Source organism: Ewingella sp. AOP9-I1-14 (assembly GCF_052375995.1).
Lineage (GTDB): Bacteria > Pseudomonadota > Gammaproteobacteria > Enterobacterales > Enterobacteriaceae > Ewingella > Ewingella allii.
Genome location: NZ_JBQSVA010000002.1, coordinates 232604 through 248425, shown reverse-complemented (window position 1 = coordinate 248425; position 15822 = coordinate 232604). Strand labels below are relative to the sequence as shown.

At 53.3% G+C, this 15822-nt stretch carries 13 protein-coding genes; 9 read left to right on the top strand and 4 right to left on the bottom strand.

Features of this window, described 5'->3' with window-relative positions; translation table 11 throughout:
- Positions 1–347: 347 nt before the first annotated feature.
- Together ACT3RT_RS06380 and ACT3RT_RS06375 are read right to left on the bottom strand one after the other, a co-directional pair.
- Positions 348–3950: a transporter substrate-binding domain-containing protein gene (locus ACT3RT_RS06380; RefSeq protein ID WP_485903213.1), complete on the bottom strand. Its 3603-nt coding sequence runs from the start codon at positions 3948–3950 to the stop codon at positions 348–350.
- Between the two features lie 21 nt (positions 3951–3971).
- On the bottom strand, positions 3972–4595 hold the full coding sequence (locus ACT3RT_RS06375; RefSeq protein ID WP_396132556.1) for a response regulator: 624 nt from the start codon (positions 4593–4595) through the stop codon (positions 3972–3974).
- A gap of 996 nt (positions 4596–5591) precedes the next feature.
- Between ACT3RT_RS06375 and ACT3RT_RS06370 the strand changes: the two genes are divergently transcribed.
- Positions 5592–5990, top strand: a complete 399-nt coding sequence (locus ACT3RT_RS06370; RefSeq protein WP_034789615.1) for a response regulator transcription factor — start codon at positions 5592–5594, stop codon at positions 5988–5990.
- Between the two features lies 1 nt (position 5991).
- On the top strand, positions 5992–6276 hold the full coding sequence (locus tag ACT3RT_RS06365) for a helix-turn-helix domain-containing protein (RefSeq protein ID WP_485903212.1): 285 nt from the start codon (positions 5992–5994) through the stop codon (positions 6274–6276).
- A 65-nt stretch (positions 6277–6341) separates the two neighbouring features.
- Here the strand turns inward: ACT3RT_RS06365 and ampC are convergent, their stop codons facing one another.
- Entirely contained in the window at positions 6342–7481 is a 1140-nt protein-coding gene (ampC, locus tag ACT3RT_RS06360; protein ID WP_353501727.1) for a class C beta-lactamase, read from the bottom strand.
- A gap of 138 nt (positions 7482–7619) precedes the next feature.
- Between ampC and ACT3RT_RS06355 the strand changes: the two genes are divergently transcribed.
- The 7 genes from ACT3RT_RS06355 to ACT3RT_RS06325 all read left to right on the top strand — a co-directional run bounded on the left by ACT3RT_RS06355 (position 7620) and on the right by ACT3RT_RS06325 (position 15410).
- The gene (locus ACT3RT_RS06355) at positions 7620–8489 is read left to right on the top strand and encodes a LysR family transcriptional regulator (RefSeq protein WP_353503944.1); all 870 of its coding nucleotides are present in this window, start codon (positions 7620–7622) and stop codon (positions 8487–8489) included.
- Between the two features lie 86 nt (positions 8490–8575).
- Positions 8576–9253 (top strand): Rossmann-fold NAD(P)-binding domain-containing protein, encoded by a 678-nt coding sequence (locus tag ACT3RT_RS06350; RefSeq protein ID WP_485903211.1) that lies wholly within the window; start codon positions 8576–8578, stop codon positions 9251–9253.
- A 469-nt stretch (positions 9254–9722) separates the two neighbouring features.
- Positions 9723–9968, top strand: coding sequence for a hypothetical protein (locus tag ACT3RT_RS06345; protein ID WP_485903210.1), 246 nt, complete (start codon positions 9723–9725; stop codon positions 9966–9968).
- A 322-nt stretch (positions 9969–10290) separates the two neighbouring features.
- Positions 10291–12996: a magnesium-translocating P-type ATPase gene (mgtA, locus tag ACT3RT_RS06340; RefSeq protein ID WP_496202686.1), complete on the top strand. Its 2706-nt coding sequence runs from the start codon at positions 10291–10293 to the stop codon at positions 12994–12996.
- Between the two features lie 98 nt (positions 12997–13094).
- Positions 13095–13349, top strand: coding sequence for a hypothetical protein (locus ACT3RT_RS06335; protein ID WP_496202685.1), 255 nt, complete (start codon positions 13095–13097; stop codon positions 13347–13349).
- Between the two features lie 17 nt (positions 13350–13366).
- Positions 13367–15019: a Na/Pi cotransporter family protein gene (locus ACT3RT_RS06330; protein ID WP_496202914.1), complete on the top strand. Its 1653-nt coding sequence runs from the start codon at positions 13367–13369 to the stop codon at positions 15017–15019.
- A 43-nt stretch (positions 15020–15062) separates the two neighbouring features.
- On the top strand, positions 15063–15410 hold the full coding sequence (locus tag ACT3RT_RS06325; RefSeq protein ID WP_353501731.1) for a DUF2493 domain-containing protein: 348 nt from the start codon (positions 15063–15065) through the stop codon (positions 15408–15410).
- Here ACT3RT_RS06325 and arsC read toward each other — a convergent pair.
- Positions 15385–15816 carry an arsenate reductase (glutaredoxin) gene (gene arsC / locus ACT3RT_RS06320; RefSeq protein ID WP_496202684.1) on the bottom strand — a complete coding sequence of 144 codons (432 nt, stop codon included), beginning with the start codon at positions 15814–15816 and terminating at the stop codon, positions 15385–15387. The genes ACT3RT_RS06325 and arsC overlap by 26 nt on opposite strands.
- Positions 15817–15822 lie beyond the last annotated feature (6 nt).

The window sequence follows — 15822 nt, the reverse complement described above, 5'->3', positions numbered from 1 at the left end:
CAATGACCTTCAGCTGTTTGTCCAATACTACGTAGTCAGCCCGGGCTCCCGGCTCGGTTATCCCGCGGTCGTGTAAACCCAGGAAATCTGCCTGATAGCCCCAACGTCCAGTGCATCGCCACCTTGCATGATGTCCTTACCGCCGCCGCGAAAGTTTGTCCTTAGTGCTGCCCGCCTCCTGGGTGTTGGAGAAACCTCAACTGACGGCTGACTATTTGGCTCGCCAGCCGTTGTTAAGGATCTCTCCCAAGTGCGCAGCGGATTTTTATCGCTGCGCCATGTCACGGTTGGCAAAGCAAGGCGTGGCGACCAGACGAGGTGAAACATCACCGGCGGTGAGTCAGTTTTTAGCTTTGCTGGCCGTCATTGGCGATAAGCCACAGGCGAATGGCTTGGTCGAGCTGTAGGATATCGGCACACAGCTGGCGGAAGTCGGTATTCAGCGCCTCGGCGTCCGGATTACCAAAGGTTTGATCCTCCATCATGCTGGCCATCTCCTCAATCTGCTCGGCCCCGACTATCTGCGCCGCGCCGCTGATTTTATGCAGCGCCTCGGCGAAACTGAGCCAATCCTCTTTTTCCAACGCCGCGCTGGCTGCCGCCGCGTCGCGCCGGTTCTCATCCCGCGTCTGTTCTAGCATTTGCTTGAGCAGGGCGTCATCTTTCATCGCCAGCGACCTTAGGCTCGGCAGGTCGAGCAGGGTTTCCAGCGGTGGCGGGGTAGAAATCACCAACGCCAGTTGATGAAGCGCCGCGTTAAGCTGCTTCATGCGCAGGGGTTTGAAGAAGCACTCATTCATGCCGACGTCCAGACTGGCTTTGCGCTCGGCGGCCTGCGCGTTAGCCGTCAGCCCCCAAATCACCGCAGGTTGGCCGTTTTGGCGAATCGCGCGCGTCAGCGCTAATCCGTTCATGACCGGCATATGGCAATCGGTTATCACCAAGTCAACATGATGCTCCTGCCATAGCCGCAGCGCCTGCTCGCCATTCACCGCCTCAATCACCCGATGCCCCAGCGACGTCAACTGACGGCGCAACAGCAGGCGGTTGGTCGGGTGGTCATCGGCAATCAGAATATCCAGCGAGCGCGGCGTAAAGCGCAGACCGTCTTCGGTCACCGCAGGCGAATGCAGGGCCGCGCGAGCAGGCAGGTCGAAGGTGAGGATCACCCGCGTTCCCTGACCCGGCTGGCTGTCGAACCGGCAGGTGCCGCTCATCAGCTGGATTAACTCGGCGCTGATCACCAAGCCTAATCCCGTGCCGGTCTGCTTTTTACCCGCGTCGAGCTGCTTAAACGGCACGAACAGTTTTTTCTGGTCCTCGTCGCTGATACCAATGCCGGTATCATGCACCACCACCTGCATTTGCAGGCGATCCTCGGAACTCTGCGCGCCTGATAGCTCAATGCCCACCGTGCCGCGCGTGGTGAATTTCAGTGCATTGCTCAGGTAATTATAGAGCACCTGTTTCAGCCGCTGCGGGTCGAGCCAGACTTCAATATCCTGCGTCAGACGATTATCCCAGCTCAGCTTCAGCCCTTTCTGCTGGGCCAAGCCTTCAAAAATATGGACCACCGAGGAGCAGGTTTGCACTGGCGACACCCACTGCGGCGAAAGCTCAAGGTTGCCGGACTCAATCTTCGCCAGATCCAGTACGTCGCCCACTAACTCAATCAGCGACTGAGCCGAGGTGTAAGCCAGTTGCAGAGCCTCGCCGTCTGGCGTGTCGGCATTGCGGCTATTCTCTGCCAGTTCGAGCAGGCCGATGATCGCGCTGACCGGGGTACGAATCTCATGGCTCATGGTGGCGAGGAAGGTGCTTTTCGCCTTGTTGGCCTGCTGGGCGTTATCTTTTTCGGCGGAGACTTCCACCAACAGATTTTCGTAATCGGTGATGTCCTGCCAGCCGCAGATAAGCCCGTCAATCGCCCCTTTATGGTCGTTTAATACCGTGGTCCAGTGGGCGACAATGCGATGTTCTTCACCATTAAACAGGGTGGCGCGCTGTTGGTATTCGTGGCCGTCTTGTTCATTTTGCTGCTGTGACAGTAACGGCTCAAGGGCAGGCAGTAACGGCGACAGCGGATGGCGCTGGTCAAACAGCGGCAGCGCCATATGTTCGGGTGCTACTTGTGCAAAGAACTGGTCGTAGGCGCGGTTGTGACTTATCACCTCGCCGTGACGGTTCACCACGTAAATAGGCGTCGGCGAGCCGTTTAGCAGGGTGTCGCGGAAGTTAAGCTGCAGCAGCAGCGCGGCCTGCGCCTTTTGCTTCACTTTCATCGCCCGGCGCAGCCAGAAGGCCCAAAGCAGGGTGCTGATCACCAATATGCCCGCCAGCCCGAACATCAAATAATATTGGGTGCTGTAGAGCTTCCAGGTTTCCAGCGGCACTTCCGGGCTGCCTTGCCACTTGTTGAAGATTTTGGCGTAGGCGCGTGGCGGAATATCGGCCAGCGTCTTGTTGAGAATGCCTTCAAGCTCGCGCTGATCTTTACGCACCCCGAAGCTGACGGTGGCCGTCTGATCGCCTACGCGGGCGGCAATTTTCAGCCGACCGGCGAAGTAGCGGTCAATCATAAAGCTGGCACCGGTTTGAATATGAATCGCGGCGTCGGCGCGCTTTTCTTCCACCAATTTCATGGCTAGGGTGGCATTGGCCACGGGGAGCCAGACCACTTCTGGGTACAGCTCGGCGTATCTCTGCTGAATCTGATTACCGTCGACCACCGCCACGCGCATCTTGCCGCCCAGCTCTGTCGGCGCTTTGTCATCATTACGCACCACCAGAACGAAAGGTGCAAACATGAAAGGACGGGTAAAGGTCATCTTATCTTCGCGCAGCGTACTGTGGCTCAGAGCGGCAATCATATCACCTTTGTGATTGACCAAATCGTCGGCCATGCTGCTGACATTTCCTTCGGGGATCATCTCGAAATGAATGCCGGTACGCAGGGAAATCAGATGCAGCAGGTCCATGCTAATACCGTGGAAGCTGCCGTCGGCGTCGCGCAGGCTGATCGGCGCGTAGAACGGATTGGCGATCACCTTAATCACCGGATTCTCTTTAATCCACTGCTGCTCGTGGGCGGTCATTTTCACCGGCTGGTGCAGGAAGAAGAAGTCCGGTCCGAGGAACCAGGAGTTGATGATGGCGTCCTGTTGCAGCGGCGTGACGGCGGCCAGCACGCTGTTGACCGCGCGCAAAAGCACGGCATTGTCTTTGCGCATCACGAAGCGTGCTCCTGCGTCGAGAGCCGGGGAGACGGATACTACCGACAGGCTATTGCTGTAATTTCTGTCGATGAAGAAACTGACATTGGCCATATTGCCAAGCAGGTAGTCGTAATGGCGGTAGGCCAGGGCGGAAATAGCGCTTTGGCTTGAGGGGAAACGGGTTATCTGCGCGTCGGGATAGAGCTTTTTGATCTGGGCATCAGACAAGTAATTCTTGGCGACCACCAGGCTGAAAGGCTTACCCGGCGTGGGTTTGTCCATGTCGGTGGCTTCTTTGGTGACCAGCGCAGGATGATTGGGCAAATAGGCGAGGCTGGCTGAGAAGCGCTGTGGGTCGATGTCTGGCGAGCCGTGGTCGTCAATCATCATATCCACCTGACCGGACTCCACTGCCATCAGCGCCTCGGCACGGCTTTCAAAACGCACCGGGCGAGGTTGCACGCCGAGCTGGCGGCTGACGATTTGCAGATAATCGGCGGAGATACCTTCAAAGGTGGCCGGAGCGACCACGATATCCATCGGCTGGTTTTGCGGCTCCCAGGTGGCGACCGTCAGCTCTTTCTTGATGCCCAGCCAGCGCCAGTCGGCGTCGGAGAGGTGGAACTTCAATTCAGGCTGTTGCTGGCGGCTGTAAATCATCAATTGTTGGGGTGGCGGCGCGGCCAGCACCGACATGGATAACGTCAGCAGTAAAACAAAAAGCACTTTTAACATTACTTTGGGCCTGTCACTGGGTCATGAAATCTGGTTACGTCTGACAAAGTCGAGTAACTCCGTCCGTGTTTTCAGCCCCAGTTTGTCCATTAACCGGCTTTTATAGGTGCTGATGGTTTTATTGCTTATTTTCATTCTAGTGGCAATGGTGATCACTTCCATGCCCTGAGCTAAATATTGCAAAACCTGAAATTCCCGCGTGGAAAGGGTTTTAATTCGCTCGGCATCGCTGGTGGTTTCTTCTAATAAGGCGTTGCTATGGCTTTTAAGGGGAAAATAGCCATAACCATTGCGCACGGCTTCAATGGCAATATTTAAATCAGACAGGTTATTTTTCTTGCTGATAAAGCCGTTGGCCCCGCTTTTCGCGCTACGCAGGGCGTAGTAGTCGGCATTTTTACCACTCATGACGATGGCGGGCGTGTGGTTACGCTGGGTTCTTAAATTTTCGATCACTTCCAGCCCGTCCATATTATTTATATCAATATCAATAATTAACATGTCTGGTTCTAACTCGGCCATCAAACCAAAAACTTCCTGACCATCGGCGGTTTCAGCCACCACTTCATGTCCGTTATTTTCTAGCAAAAAGCGTATTGCGGTACGGGCCAAGGGATGGTCATCAACGATAAGAAATCGACTCATTATTATTCCAACCTAAAGTAAATGCTGTCGCAGTCTCTAAGAATAAGAGTAGATGACTGTAAGATTATTCGTATCTTAAATAGCCGCACTCCCTATAACAAGATGAATTCGCCTTTGTAGGCCAGTTCCTACAGGGGGTGATGATTTGGCTGATACGAGATGCTGGGCAAGGGATAAAAAAGGAGGAAAGCAGAGCTCTGGCTGTTCCCCTTCATCACTAAAGTCAGCTGACTTGGTTGTCCATGTCACTGTCAGATTGAGTTCTGGGTTAACTTAGCCTCTTTGACTCGCGCCGTAATAGTGTTGAATGCAACATCGTCAGCCGCGGAGGTATCAGTATCGGCTCTTTAATCTCGGCTGTGGGGATTTCACCCCACTCGGCACGGGGTTGGCGTCGGGCAGATATTAATGGCGCATTCATAATCATTACTCATTTTGAGTTAGAGGATTAAAAGGAATAAGCGGTCACTAAACGGGCAGGCTGTTTCCTTTTAACTTAAAGTGAAAAAATGACGTAATAAAAAATTCGTGGAATAACATTTGGCGTCATTCCATCAAGATTTTTCTTATTAAACATTATTTAAATAAAGGGAAAAATCAGCCAATTCGTCAGGCGGCGTAGGCGCTGGACTACGGGGTGTGTAGTCAGAATGAAATAGAAAATAGGCGTTTTTCTGTAATCACTTTTAAGATAATCTGTTTCGTTGTTAGTGCGTTTATATTTGCTTTTTCCTTCGCGGACTCATGTCGAATGAGTGTCGTAGTCTTGTCATCCATTTCCTACAGCTCATGATGATTTCGCTGATTATTATCCCTCGCAATAACTCGTTTTATGGTTCCATGCTGACCGATTAATACCTCATCCCCAGATGCTTGGTCAGCTGCCTGCGTAACCCGATGGAGGGTATACCACGCTTTATTTGGCAACGCTTTCTGTTCCACACCAGGGAATATTTGCCACGATGCTGTGGCATTTTTTTTATCATGAGAATAGATATGCTTAATATCGCAATGATGGACGCCGATACCTATATTAAATATGGCCTTTCTGTTTACTTTAATTCCAAGGGGATTAACGTGATGGCCGCATCCAATATCAGTGATCTGACTGTTAATCTTCGAAGCAATGAGATCGACGTGGTGGTTATGGAGTTATTCAGCCGCGATGATGATGTGTTCGAATGCATTGAATTTGTCCGTTCATTCTCATCTAAATGGCCGCGTAGCAAATTGGTGATTTATACTCAAGTTGCTAATGAAGACGCCGTGAAATTATTAATTTCCGTCACCGGCCAGAAAGAGATTGTTTATAAAACCGACAGTATGCACGAACTGGCTTCTTGCGTATTCTCACCATGGAAAGACAGCCTGACCTGCTTTGACATGGCACATTAATATGGCGATACCCTCAAACAGATTTGCCAAATTAACGGCGCGGGAATGGTGTGTGATGCGCATGTTGGCCGACGGCATTGTGCCGATGCAAATCGCCGATAATCTGTCGATCAGTGTCAAAACTGTCAGTCAGCACGTCAATAATATCGAAAAAAAACTTGGCGTTGAAAACCGTCTGTATCTACAAAAAATGTTGATAAAGATAAAAAAAGAGGCTAATGCATATTCAACGCCTTCAGATGCTATTCGGTTTTCCAAGCGAATGCCGGGGAAGCGCCACCCTTAATCGGCAAGGGGCCAACTAAAGAATATCTTATGAGCGCGGCACTTACCGCGCTCTCTCAGTCCAGCTTATTTTTCCAGTGTTTGAATGATGTTGTAAGTCGCGTTGACCCGGTCATCATTCGGGAACCATTTGTTTGCCAGCATCACGACGGCAATTTTGCGCGACGGGATAAACACCGCATAGGTGGAGAACCCGCCGGTGGAGCCGGTTTTGTTATACCAGTTCTCAGGCGTGCCCGGTTTTGGCGGCGTGATGGCGGTGGCTGGCATACCCTCCATAATCATCCCCGCTGCATTGCCGGTCACCAGTTGCTTGAGTTCTGGCGGGTAGGCGTAGCTTTCCCACATCATATCTTGGGTGAATTCGCTCGCTTTGAAATAGCCGGTATGGGTATCGTTAATGGCTTTCTGCCATGAGTCGTCGATTTTCTTCACTTGCATATTGGCATCAAGGAAGCGAATTAAATCCAGCGAGTTGGATTTCAAGCCATAAGACTCGGCATCCAGCGGGCCGGGATTCACCCGAACCGGCTTATCAGCCTTGTTATAACCTTGCGCATAGTCGTGCATCTGATCTTCTGGCACGTTGACATAAGTACGGGTCATGCCCACGGCTGGGAGCAGTTGCTTCTCCATCGCGTCGCTGAATTTCATATTCAGGCTTTGCGCGGTGATCATCCCCAGCATGCCGATACCCAAGTTGGAATAAACCCGATAAGTGCCAATCGCATGCTTTGGCTGCCAGTTTTTGTAGTAAGTCATCAACTGGGTGTTATTGGTCACGTCGTCCGGTACGAATAGCGGCAGACCGGAGGTGTGGGTTGCCAGATTCAGCAGACTGACATGGTCGAAGGCAGAACCTTTCAGCGACGGCAGGTATTTACTTGCCGGATCGTTGAAGTCTATTTTGCCCTGATTATTGGCATAGGCCGCCAGCGTCGCGGTAAAGGTTTTGCTCAGCGAGCCAATTTCAAACAGCGTGGTGTTAGTAATTGGGGCCTTGGTCTGTTTCGAGGCCACGCCGTAGTTGTAGAATGTGTGCTTGCCGTTTTCAGAGACGGCGATGGTCATGCCCGGCACATGGTATTTCTGCATCAAGGGCTGGATTATTTTATCGATCTCGGCTTTGTCGGTGGCCGCGCTGACGGATGCACTTAATAGCGTCAGTGGGAACAGAGCCAGAACTAACATCTGGTTTTTTTTCATGGTGAATTCTCAGGTATTGAAAAAATAAATGGATTTAGATGAATCGTTTGACGTCGCGAATAAGTTTTATCCATTCGCCATCTTCTCACAAGCGACAAGAATTTCAGGGAGCCTAAAGGAAAACTTATGCCACACGCCATGCGCAACCGACTACCATTAAACGCCTTACGAGCCTTCGAGTCTTCTGCCCGTCATTTAAGTTTCACCCGCGCCGGGTTGGAACTGTGCGTGACACAGGCCGCCATCAGCCAGCAGGTCAGAAGTCTCGAGGAGCAGCTGGGTATCGTGCTGTTCCGCCGTCTGCCACGGGGATTAGATTTGACTGAGGAAGGTCAGGCGCTGTTTCCCGTTCTCAGTGACGCCTTTGAGCGCATCAGCGCGGTGCTGCATCAGTTTGAGGACGGCCATTTTCACGAGGTGCTCACCGTGGCGGTGGTCGGTACCTTTGCCGTGGGCTGGCTAATGCCCCGGCTGGCCTCATTCCGCGAAGCTCATCCGTTTATCGATCTGCGCATTCTGACTAACAATAACGTGGTGAATCTGGCCTCTGACGGCATGGATTTAGCCATCCGTTTCGGCAATGGCCAGTGGCCGATGACGCAAAACCTTAAGTTGCTGGACGCGCCTCTGACCGTGCTCTGTACCCCTGAGATTGCCCGCCAATTGCAGACGCCAGAGGACCTGAAACGCCATCCGCTGATGCGCACTTATCGCAAGGATGAGTGGGATCAGTGGCTCAGCGCCGCGCAAATCACGCCGTGGCGCATTGGCGGCCCGGTGTTTGACTCCTCGCGGCTAATGGTGGAAAGCGCCATTCACTGCGGCGGCGCGGTGCTGGTCCCAGCCAACATGTTTAGCCGCGAAGTGCAGAGCGGCCAGCTGGTGCAGCCATTCCCGATAGAAGTAGATCTTGGCAGTTATTGGCTGACCCAGCTTAAATCGCGCGCCAAAACCCCGGCGATTAAAAGCTTTGAGAACTGGCTGATACAGCAGGTGGCGGCGGGCTAAGCCACGATTAGCCACTCACAACGCACCTGAGATCTCAGTATGCTGGGCCATCATCGCCATATCGGCGACATTAAGGACATCGCGTAATGAAAATTATCATCTTTGGAGCTTCAGGCATGGTCGGGCAGGGCGTATTGCGCGAATGCCTGCTGGCGGCGGATGTCGAGCAAGTCACCACCGTCGGGCGCAGCCGCTTAAAAGAAACAAACCCCAAGCTGCGCCAGGTGGTGCTGCCAGACCTGCTGCAACCTGAAACGCTGGATGAAAGCGAATGGCAAGGCTTTGATGCCTGCTTCTTCTGCCTCGGGATCTCCGCCTCGGGCCTGAGCGAAGTGCAGTATCGCCGCCAAACTTATGACCTGACGCTGGGTATCGCCAAAAAGCTGGCGCAGCACTCGCCAAATCTGACCTTTACTTATGTCTCGGGCACTGGGACCGACAGCAGCGAGAAGGGCCGTGTAATGTGGGCACGGGTGAAAGGCAAAACCGAGAATGACCTGCAAAAGCTGCCGTTCGCTAGCGTCTATTTATTCCGCCCTGGGGTGATTGTGCCGCTGCACGGTATTGAGTCGAAAACCGCCAGTTATCGGGCGTTTTATCGCTGGACCAAGCCCGTCTTGGCGCTGTTCCGCCAGTTATTCCCCAATCGCTTAGTGACCACGGAGAGCCTCGGCAACGCCATGCTGAACGCGGCGCGGGGAGCTAAAGGCCGCTATGTGATTGAAGCTAAACAGATCAATGCGCTGGCCAAGGCTCCGCGCTGATAGTCCGTTTTCTCTGCTTAACCCTCGCGCGGGGACTGAACCGCGCGGGAAAACGCCGGACCAGCGGAGAAGGGGGATGAGTTCGCCAAGGGGGAAATCGCCGTGGCTAATAATCATCTGAGTAAATGTAATGTAATAACCTTTCTATTTGAGTTTAATGTTTTCCAGCAATGAGGTCGCGAATATCACCAGAATATAAACAAACCTATTTATTATTACTTTGCGGGTTGACAATATTATGGCTCATGGGTAGATTGCACGGGCCGGAAGTTGAGGCCTTTCCTAACTTAACATAAGAGAATAATGGACACTGTATCTAGTCACTTGCCGAATGACGCTTTCTTAGCGGTTCGGAATAATAAACATGAAATTGATTGTGATCATTTCATCGTTCGGGTGTGCCTCGCCAGAGCTTAGTCTCTTGTGTCTTAGCACCTCAACCTGAAGTATCACGGTCCCGAGGTGTGTTATGAACTTCAAAATGATCCTTTTCCCTGATGTCAAAGCACTGACATCCACTTTGCGCGTTCGCCCGTCCCGCGATCGGACTTTGGCTGCGCGTAAAAAACATTCCAATTCGATTTTTTCAACTAAAATCAATGAATTGAATCAGCGTGTTACTAACTGGCGTGTCAGTCCTGTCACCGGCCAGCTGGAGCAACGCTGCACCTTTTCTGATACCGAAGACCCACAAAGTCGGACCTTCTCTGCCTGATATCACCCCTGGCGGCGTCGTGGCGTTAATCCCTGAGTGGATTAAGGCTAAACGCGTCACGCAATCTGTCACCGAGGTGCCATCAGTTATTATTTGCGTATTTTTTGATTGCCTGAATTTATTTAAATATTCAGGACGGCGAAGCTATGCGTAAATAAATAAAACCAAAATGTTTTACTCCGTTCATTAATTGAATGGCGGGAACGCTTGCGCAAAATTAATTAAAAACCGATCGCATAAACGATACGGACTATTTCCGGCTGCCTGCAACTCTGCTTATGCCGTGAAGAGTTCCCTATTGTCTGGCGACAGGAGCACTACCATGACTGTAGAACACAAAACCCGGGATAAAAAAAATCCGAAGGCCAACGCGCTGTCAATGCGTGCCGCCCAGGAAGCCAAAAATGGCGTGGCGACCACGCTGATTAACATGGGAGCCACCAAAGAGGGGCTGCTGCACGCCAACGCGGCGTCGCGACTGGAAAAAGATGGCTATAACGAAGTGGCGCACGATAAGCCGCCTCACGCGCTAGTGCAGTTGATCAAGGCGTTTAACAACCCGTTTATTTACATCCTGTTAGCCCTTGCCAGCATCAGCTTCTTTACCGACTACTGGCTGCCAACCCACAGCGGCGATGAGGGGGATTTGACTACCGTTATCATCATCGGCGCGATGGTTAGCCTTAGCGGATTACTGCGTTTTTGGCAGGAGCATCGCTCGGCAAAATCCGCCGAAGCGTTGAAAGCGATGGTCAGAACCACCGCCACCGTGTTGCGCCGCGACAGCGTGAGCAAGCCTGGCAAGCTGTGTGAAATCCCAATGCGCGAGCTGGTGGTCGGAGACATCGTGCAGCTCTATGCCGGGGACATGATCCCAGCCGACGTGCGGCTAATTGAGTCTCGCGACCTGTTTATCAGCCAGGCGGTGTTAACCGGCGAAGCCTTGCCGGTTGAGAAATACGACACGCTGGGCGACGTGGCGCAGAAGTCAGCCAGCGAAGTGGCAATGGACAATGACAACCTGCTGGATATGCCGAACATCTGCTTTATGGGCACCAACGTGGTCAGCGGCACGGCGCAGGCGGTGGTGGTAGCGACCGGGCCGCGAACCTACTTTGGTTCACTGGCGAAAGCCATCGTCGGCACCCGCGTGCAAACCGCCTTTGACCGTGGCGTGAACAGCGTGAGCTGGCTGCTGATCCGCTTCATGCTGGTGATGGTGCCAGTGGTGTTCATGATTAACGGCGTGATGAAGGGAGAGTGGTGGGACGCGCTGCTGTTCGCGCTGGCGGTGGCGGTCGGCCTGACGCCAGAAATGCTGCCGATGATTGTCAGTGCCAACCTCGCCAAAGGCGCGGTGGCGATGGCGAAACGCAAAGTGGTGGTTAAGCGTCTGAATTCCATTCAGAACTTAGGCGCAATGGACGTGCTTTGCACCGACAAAACCGGCACGCTGACTCAGGATAAAATCATTCTCGAGCACCACATTGATACCGCCGGGCAGAAGAATGAGTCAGTGCTGTCACTGGCGTGGCTGAACAGCCATCACCAGAGCGGCATTAAGAACCTGATGGATCAGGCGGTGATCTACTTCTCCGAAAACGAGGCGAACTTCGTCAAACCGGAGGGGTATAGCAAGGTTGACGAGATGCCGTTCGACTTTATCCGCCGCCGCCTGTCGATCGTGGTGAAGGATAAACAGGCTAATCACCTGCTGGTGTGCAAAGGCGCGGTGGAAGAGATGTTGAGCATTTCGACCCACATGCATGAAAACGGCAAAGTCGTGGAGCTGGATCAGACGCGTCGCGATGAGCTGCTGGCGATGGCCAACGACTACAACAAAGACGGTTTCCGCGTGCTGGTGGTAGCCACTCGCGACATTAAAAAGGGTGATACCAAGCCTCAGTACAGCACGGCAGATGAGCACGACCTGATTATTCGCGGGTTCCTGACCTTCCTGGATCCGCCGAAAGAGACCGCAGGCCCGGCCATTGCCGCACTGCAAAATATCGGCGTGGCGGTGAAAGTGCTAACCGGGGATAACGCAATTGTCACTACGCGCATCTGCCGTCAGGTGGGGCTGGAGCCGGGCGAGCCGGTGCTCGGTCCGCAGTTGGAGCATCTGGATGACGCCACGCTGCAAATTTTAGTGGAAGAGCGCACGGTGTTCGCCAAACTGACGCCGCTGCAAAAATCACGGGTACTCAAAGCCTTGCAAGCTAACGGCCACACCGTCGGCTTCCTCGGCGATGGGATTAACGATGCCCCGGCGCTGCGCGACGCCGACGTGGGGATTTCCGTCGACAGCTGCACGGATATCGCCAAAGAGTCTGCCGATATCATCCTGCTGGAAAAGAGCCTGATGGTGCTGGAGGAGGGGGTACTCAAGGGGCGCGAGACCTTCGGCAACATCATGAAGTACCTGAACATGACCGCCAGCTCCAACTTCGGCAACGTGTTTTCGGTGCTGGTGGCCAGTGCGTTTATTCCGTTCCTGCCGATGATGGCGATTCAGTTGCTGCTGCAAAACCTTATGTACGATATTTCACAACTTGCTCTGCCTTGGGACAAAATTGATAAGGAGTTCCTGAAAAAACCCCGTAAGTGGGACGCGAAAAACATCGGCCGCTTTATGGTGTGGATTGGTCCAACCTCGTCGATTTTCGACATGACCACCTTCGCGCTGATGTGGTTTGTGTTTAGCGCCAATAGTGAACATATGCAGACGCTGTTCCAGTCCGGCTGGTTTGTCGAAGGGCTGCTGTCACAGACCCTGGTGGTGCATATGCTGCGTACCCAGAAGATCCCGTTCATTCAGAGTACGGCCGCGCTGCCGGTACTGTTAATGACCGGCATGGTGATGGCGATTGGTATCTATGTGCCGTTCTCGCCGCTGGGGCCATTGGTCGGGCTGCAGGCACTGCCGTGGCAGTACTTCCCATGGTTGGCAGGCACCTTACTGGCCTACTGCTGCGTGGCGCAGGGCATGAAAACCATTTATATCCGTCGCTTCAAACAGTGGCATTAAGATTGAACAGAAATAATCTTTATTGATGTGACCTCAAACGGGTGTCGTCTAATCGCGGCACTCGTTTGAATAAAGGAAAAGAGTTATAGGAAGTCACCATGAAACACGCTTATTTAATTAGACCTAAGCGTGGCGTTATTTTGCTGATTAAAAATAAGATCATCATTTTGGTGGTGTTATTTTTAATGAAAGTAACCCGCATCCTGCGCGTTAATTCTCTGAAGTGGTACAGCAAGGAGAAAATAAGTTATACCCAAACTAAAACTGTTTTAGATTTCGCCAGCGCTATTAATCGAATTTCGATCAGGTTACTGCGTTTTACCAAAGCACCATCCCTGAATAAGGGGGAATAATTATGTTCGGAACTACTCTGTCTGGAACCACCCTGTTAATTAACCTGGCTGGCGCCATTGCCCTACTGTTGTGGGGCAGCCATATGATTTCCACCGCGCTACAGCGCGGATTCGGCACCCAACTGCGTCACTGGATGGGCCGCCATTTGAGCAACCGCTGGATGGCGCTGCTGTCCGGCATCGGCATCACCGGCATTCTGCAAAGCAGCACCGCCGTGAGCCTGATGGCAACCTCCTTTACCGCTGCCGGGACGCTAAGCCTTTCCCCCGCGCTGGCGGTGATGCTTGGTGCCAATATTGGCTCCACGCTGGTGGTGCAATTGATGAGCTTTAACACCGCGATTGCTATCCCGCTGCTGATGCTGGGGGGCTTTGTGGTGTTCAAAATGCGCGACCACTCCAGCTTTGAAAGTGCGGGCTGCGCCATGATCGGGCTGGGTTTGATGCTGCTGGCGCTCAGCCTGTTGGGCAGCACGCTTGAGCATATTGAGTCGACTCCGGTGTTTCACGCCGTGATGCAAGGGCTACAGGGCGACACCCTGATTGCCCTGATGGTGGCGATGATTCTGACTCTGATTTGCCACTCCAGCGTGGCGGTGATTTTGCTGATTGCCTCGCTGGCCACTACCGGAGTGATGAATCAAGAAACCGCGCTGGTGCTGGTGTTGGGTGCCAATATCGGCGGCGCCTTGCCACCGGTGTTGAGCGCCGGAACGCCGGTAGCTCGCCGCCTGCCGATTGGCAATCTGCTGGTTCGGGTATTGGGCAGTCTGGTGGCATTACTGCTGTTGCCGCTGCTGGCCGACGGCGCGAGAAGCCTGGCGCTCACCACGCCGCAGCTGGTGGTGTGGTTCCACACGGCGTTTAGCGTGGTGCTGGCGCTGGTGTTTATCGGGCTGATTTCCCCACTGGCGCAGGTACTGGAGGCGCTGTTCCCGGAAGAAGAGCGCGTTGGCGATCCGGGCATGCCGATGTATCTCGACGAAGCCGGGCTGGACGTCGCCTACCTCGGGCTGTCTAACTCGGTGCGGGAATCACTGCGGGTGGCGGACATGCTGACCATTATGCTCGACCGGCTGTTCGTGCTGTTCCAGCATCTTGAGCAGGGCGTCGCCGACGAAATTCGTCAAGTCGATCAGTCGCTTGATCTGCTCAGCGCGGCGGTTCGCGCCTATCTGGCGGATCTCGGGCAGGACGGTTTGAGTGACTCGGATGCCGACCGCGCGCAGGAGATCTTGATGTTTGTGATCAATTTCGAGCACGCCGGGGACATTCTCTCCAGCAACTTGACCCAGTTGGCGACGCGCCGTTCGCGCCGTGGCGAGCTGTTCAACGAGTTCGAGTTAAACAACATCCGGCTGCTGCACTGGGAAGTGCTCACCAGTTTGCGTCTGGCGGTGACGGCATTCTTGGGGGAAGACCTCTCGGCGGCGCACCAGCTGGTGGCGCGCAAAGAGTCGATTCGCCAACTTGAGGCGTCGGCCAGCCGTGAGCATTTTAAAAAATTGCGGGAGGATAAAAATGCTTGGGCGGAATCTGGAGATATATTCCAGCGCGTATTACGTGATTATCGTCGCGTGCATCATCATATTGCCGCAATTGCTTATCCCGTTATTGAACGTTTAGGCAATGACAATATTCTGATCAGTGAAAACAGACCGGAAATTTAATCAAGATAATAACAACAACCTATTTATACAAAGGTGAAGATGGATGAGAGTATTAATTTGCGCCGGTCGGTTTTATGCCGATATGCATTCTGTCACGCGGGTGCTGGATTTATATCATCAGTCGATAGCGATTTCGGTGGTTATTCACGGCGGCCACCAATCGCTGGGCGGGGTAATAGAGGGCTGGGCGAGGGAAAACAGTGCTCACGTGGTGCGTTATCCGGCCAACTGGTCACTGTATGGTAAATATGCCGAAATCCGCCGCAACCTCTTTATGCTCGAGGATAGCCAGCCGGAGTTGCTGCTGGCTTTCCCCGGCGGAGAGGACACGGCGGAGTGCATCAAACTGGCGAGGAATGCCGGGATTAAAGTGATTGAAGTGGAGATATAGGCTCGACCACTTCGCCATCTTCTTTAATAAATGGCTCCGGCAGCGGGTGGGGCAAAATAGCCAGCACCTGCTCCGACGGCCTGCAAAGCCGCGTGCCCAGCGGCGTCACTACTATTGGGCGATTAATTAAAATCGGCGCGGCCAGCATGAAATCAACCAACTGGTCGTCGCTGAATTTATCCTCGGCCAGCCCTAATTCGGCGTATGGCTCCACGTTTTTACGCAGCAGCGCGCGGGGAGTAATGCCCATCGCGGCGATCAGCTGTACCAGTTCATTGCGCGACGGCGGGGTGTCGAGATATAAAATCACCTCGGGTTCTGTGCCGGTGGCGCGGATCATCGCCAGCGTGTTGCGCGAGGTGCCGCAGGCCGGGTTGTGATAAATCTTTACAGTCGATTTCGTCATAACATT

Excerpts from the sequence above, each read along its gene's own strand:
- ACT3RT_RS06380 (WP_485903213.1), bottom strand. The coding sequence starts at position 3,950 with ATGTTAAAAGTGCTTTTTGTTTTACTGCTGACGTTATCCATGTCGGTG.
- ACT3RT_RS06375 (WP_396132556.1), bottom strand. The coding sequence starts at position 4,595 with ATGAGTCGATTTCTTATCGTTGATGACCATCCCTTGGCCCGTACCGCA.
- ACT3RT_RS06370 (WP_034789615.1), top strand. The coding sequence starts at position 5,592 with ATGCTTAATATCGCAATGATGGACGCCGATACCTATATTAAATATGGC.
- ACT3RT_RS06365 (WP_485903212.1), top strand. The coding sequence starts at position 5,992 with ATGGCGATACCCTCAAACAGATTTGCCAAATTAACGGCGCGGGAATGG.
- ampC (WP_353501727.1), bottom strand. The coding sequence starts at position 7,481 with ATGAAAAAAAACCAGATGTTAGTTCTGGCTCTGTTCCCACTGACGCTA.
- ACT3RT_RS06355 (WP_353503944.1), top strand. The coding sequence starts at position 7,620 with ATGCGCAACCGACTACCATTAAACGCCTTACGAGCCTTCGAGTCTTCT.
- ACT3RT_RS06350 (WP_485903211.1), top strand. The coding sequence starts at position 8,576 with ATGAAAATTATCATCTTTGGAGCTTCAGGCATGGTCGGGCAGGGCGTA.
- ACT3RT_RS06345 (WP_485903210.1), top strand. The coding sequence starts at position 9,723 with ATGAACTTCAAAATGATCCTTTTCCCTGATGTCAAAGCACTGACATCC.
- mgtA (WP_496202686.1), top strand. The coding sequence starts at position 10,291 with ATGACTGTAGAACACAAAACCCGGGATAAAAAAAATCCGAAGGCCAAC.
- ACT3RT_RS06335 (WP_496202685.1), top strand. The coding sequence starts at position 13,095 with ATGAAACACGCTTATTTAATTAGACCTAAGCGTGGCGTTATTTTGCTG.
- ACT3RT_RS06325 (WP_353501731.1), top strand. The coding sequence starts at position 15,063 with ATGAGAGTATTAATTTGCGCCGGTCGGTTTTATGCCGATATGCATTCT.
- arsC (WP_496202684.1), bottom strand. The coding sequence starts at position 15,816 with ATGACGAAATCGACTGTAAAGATTTATCACAACCCGGCCTGCGGCACC.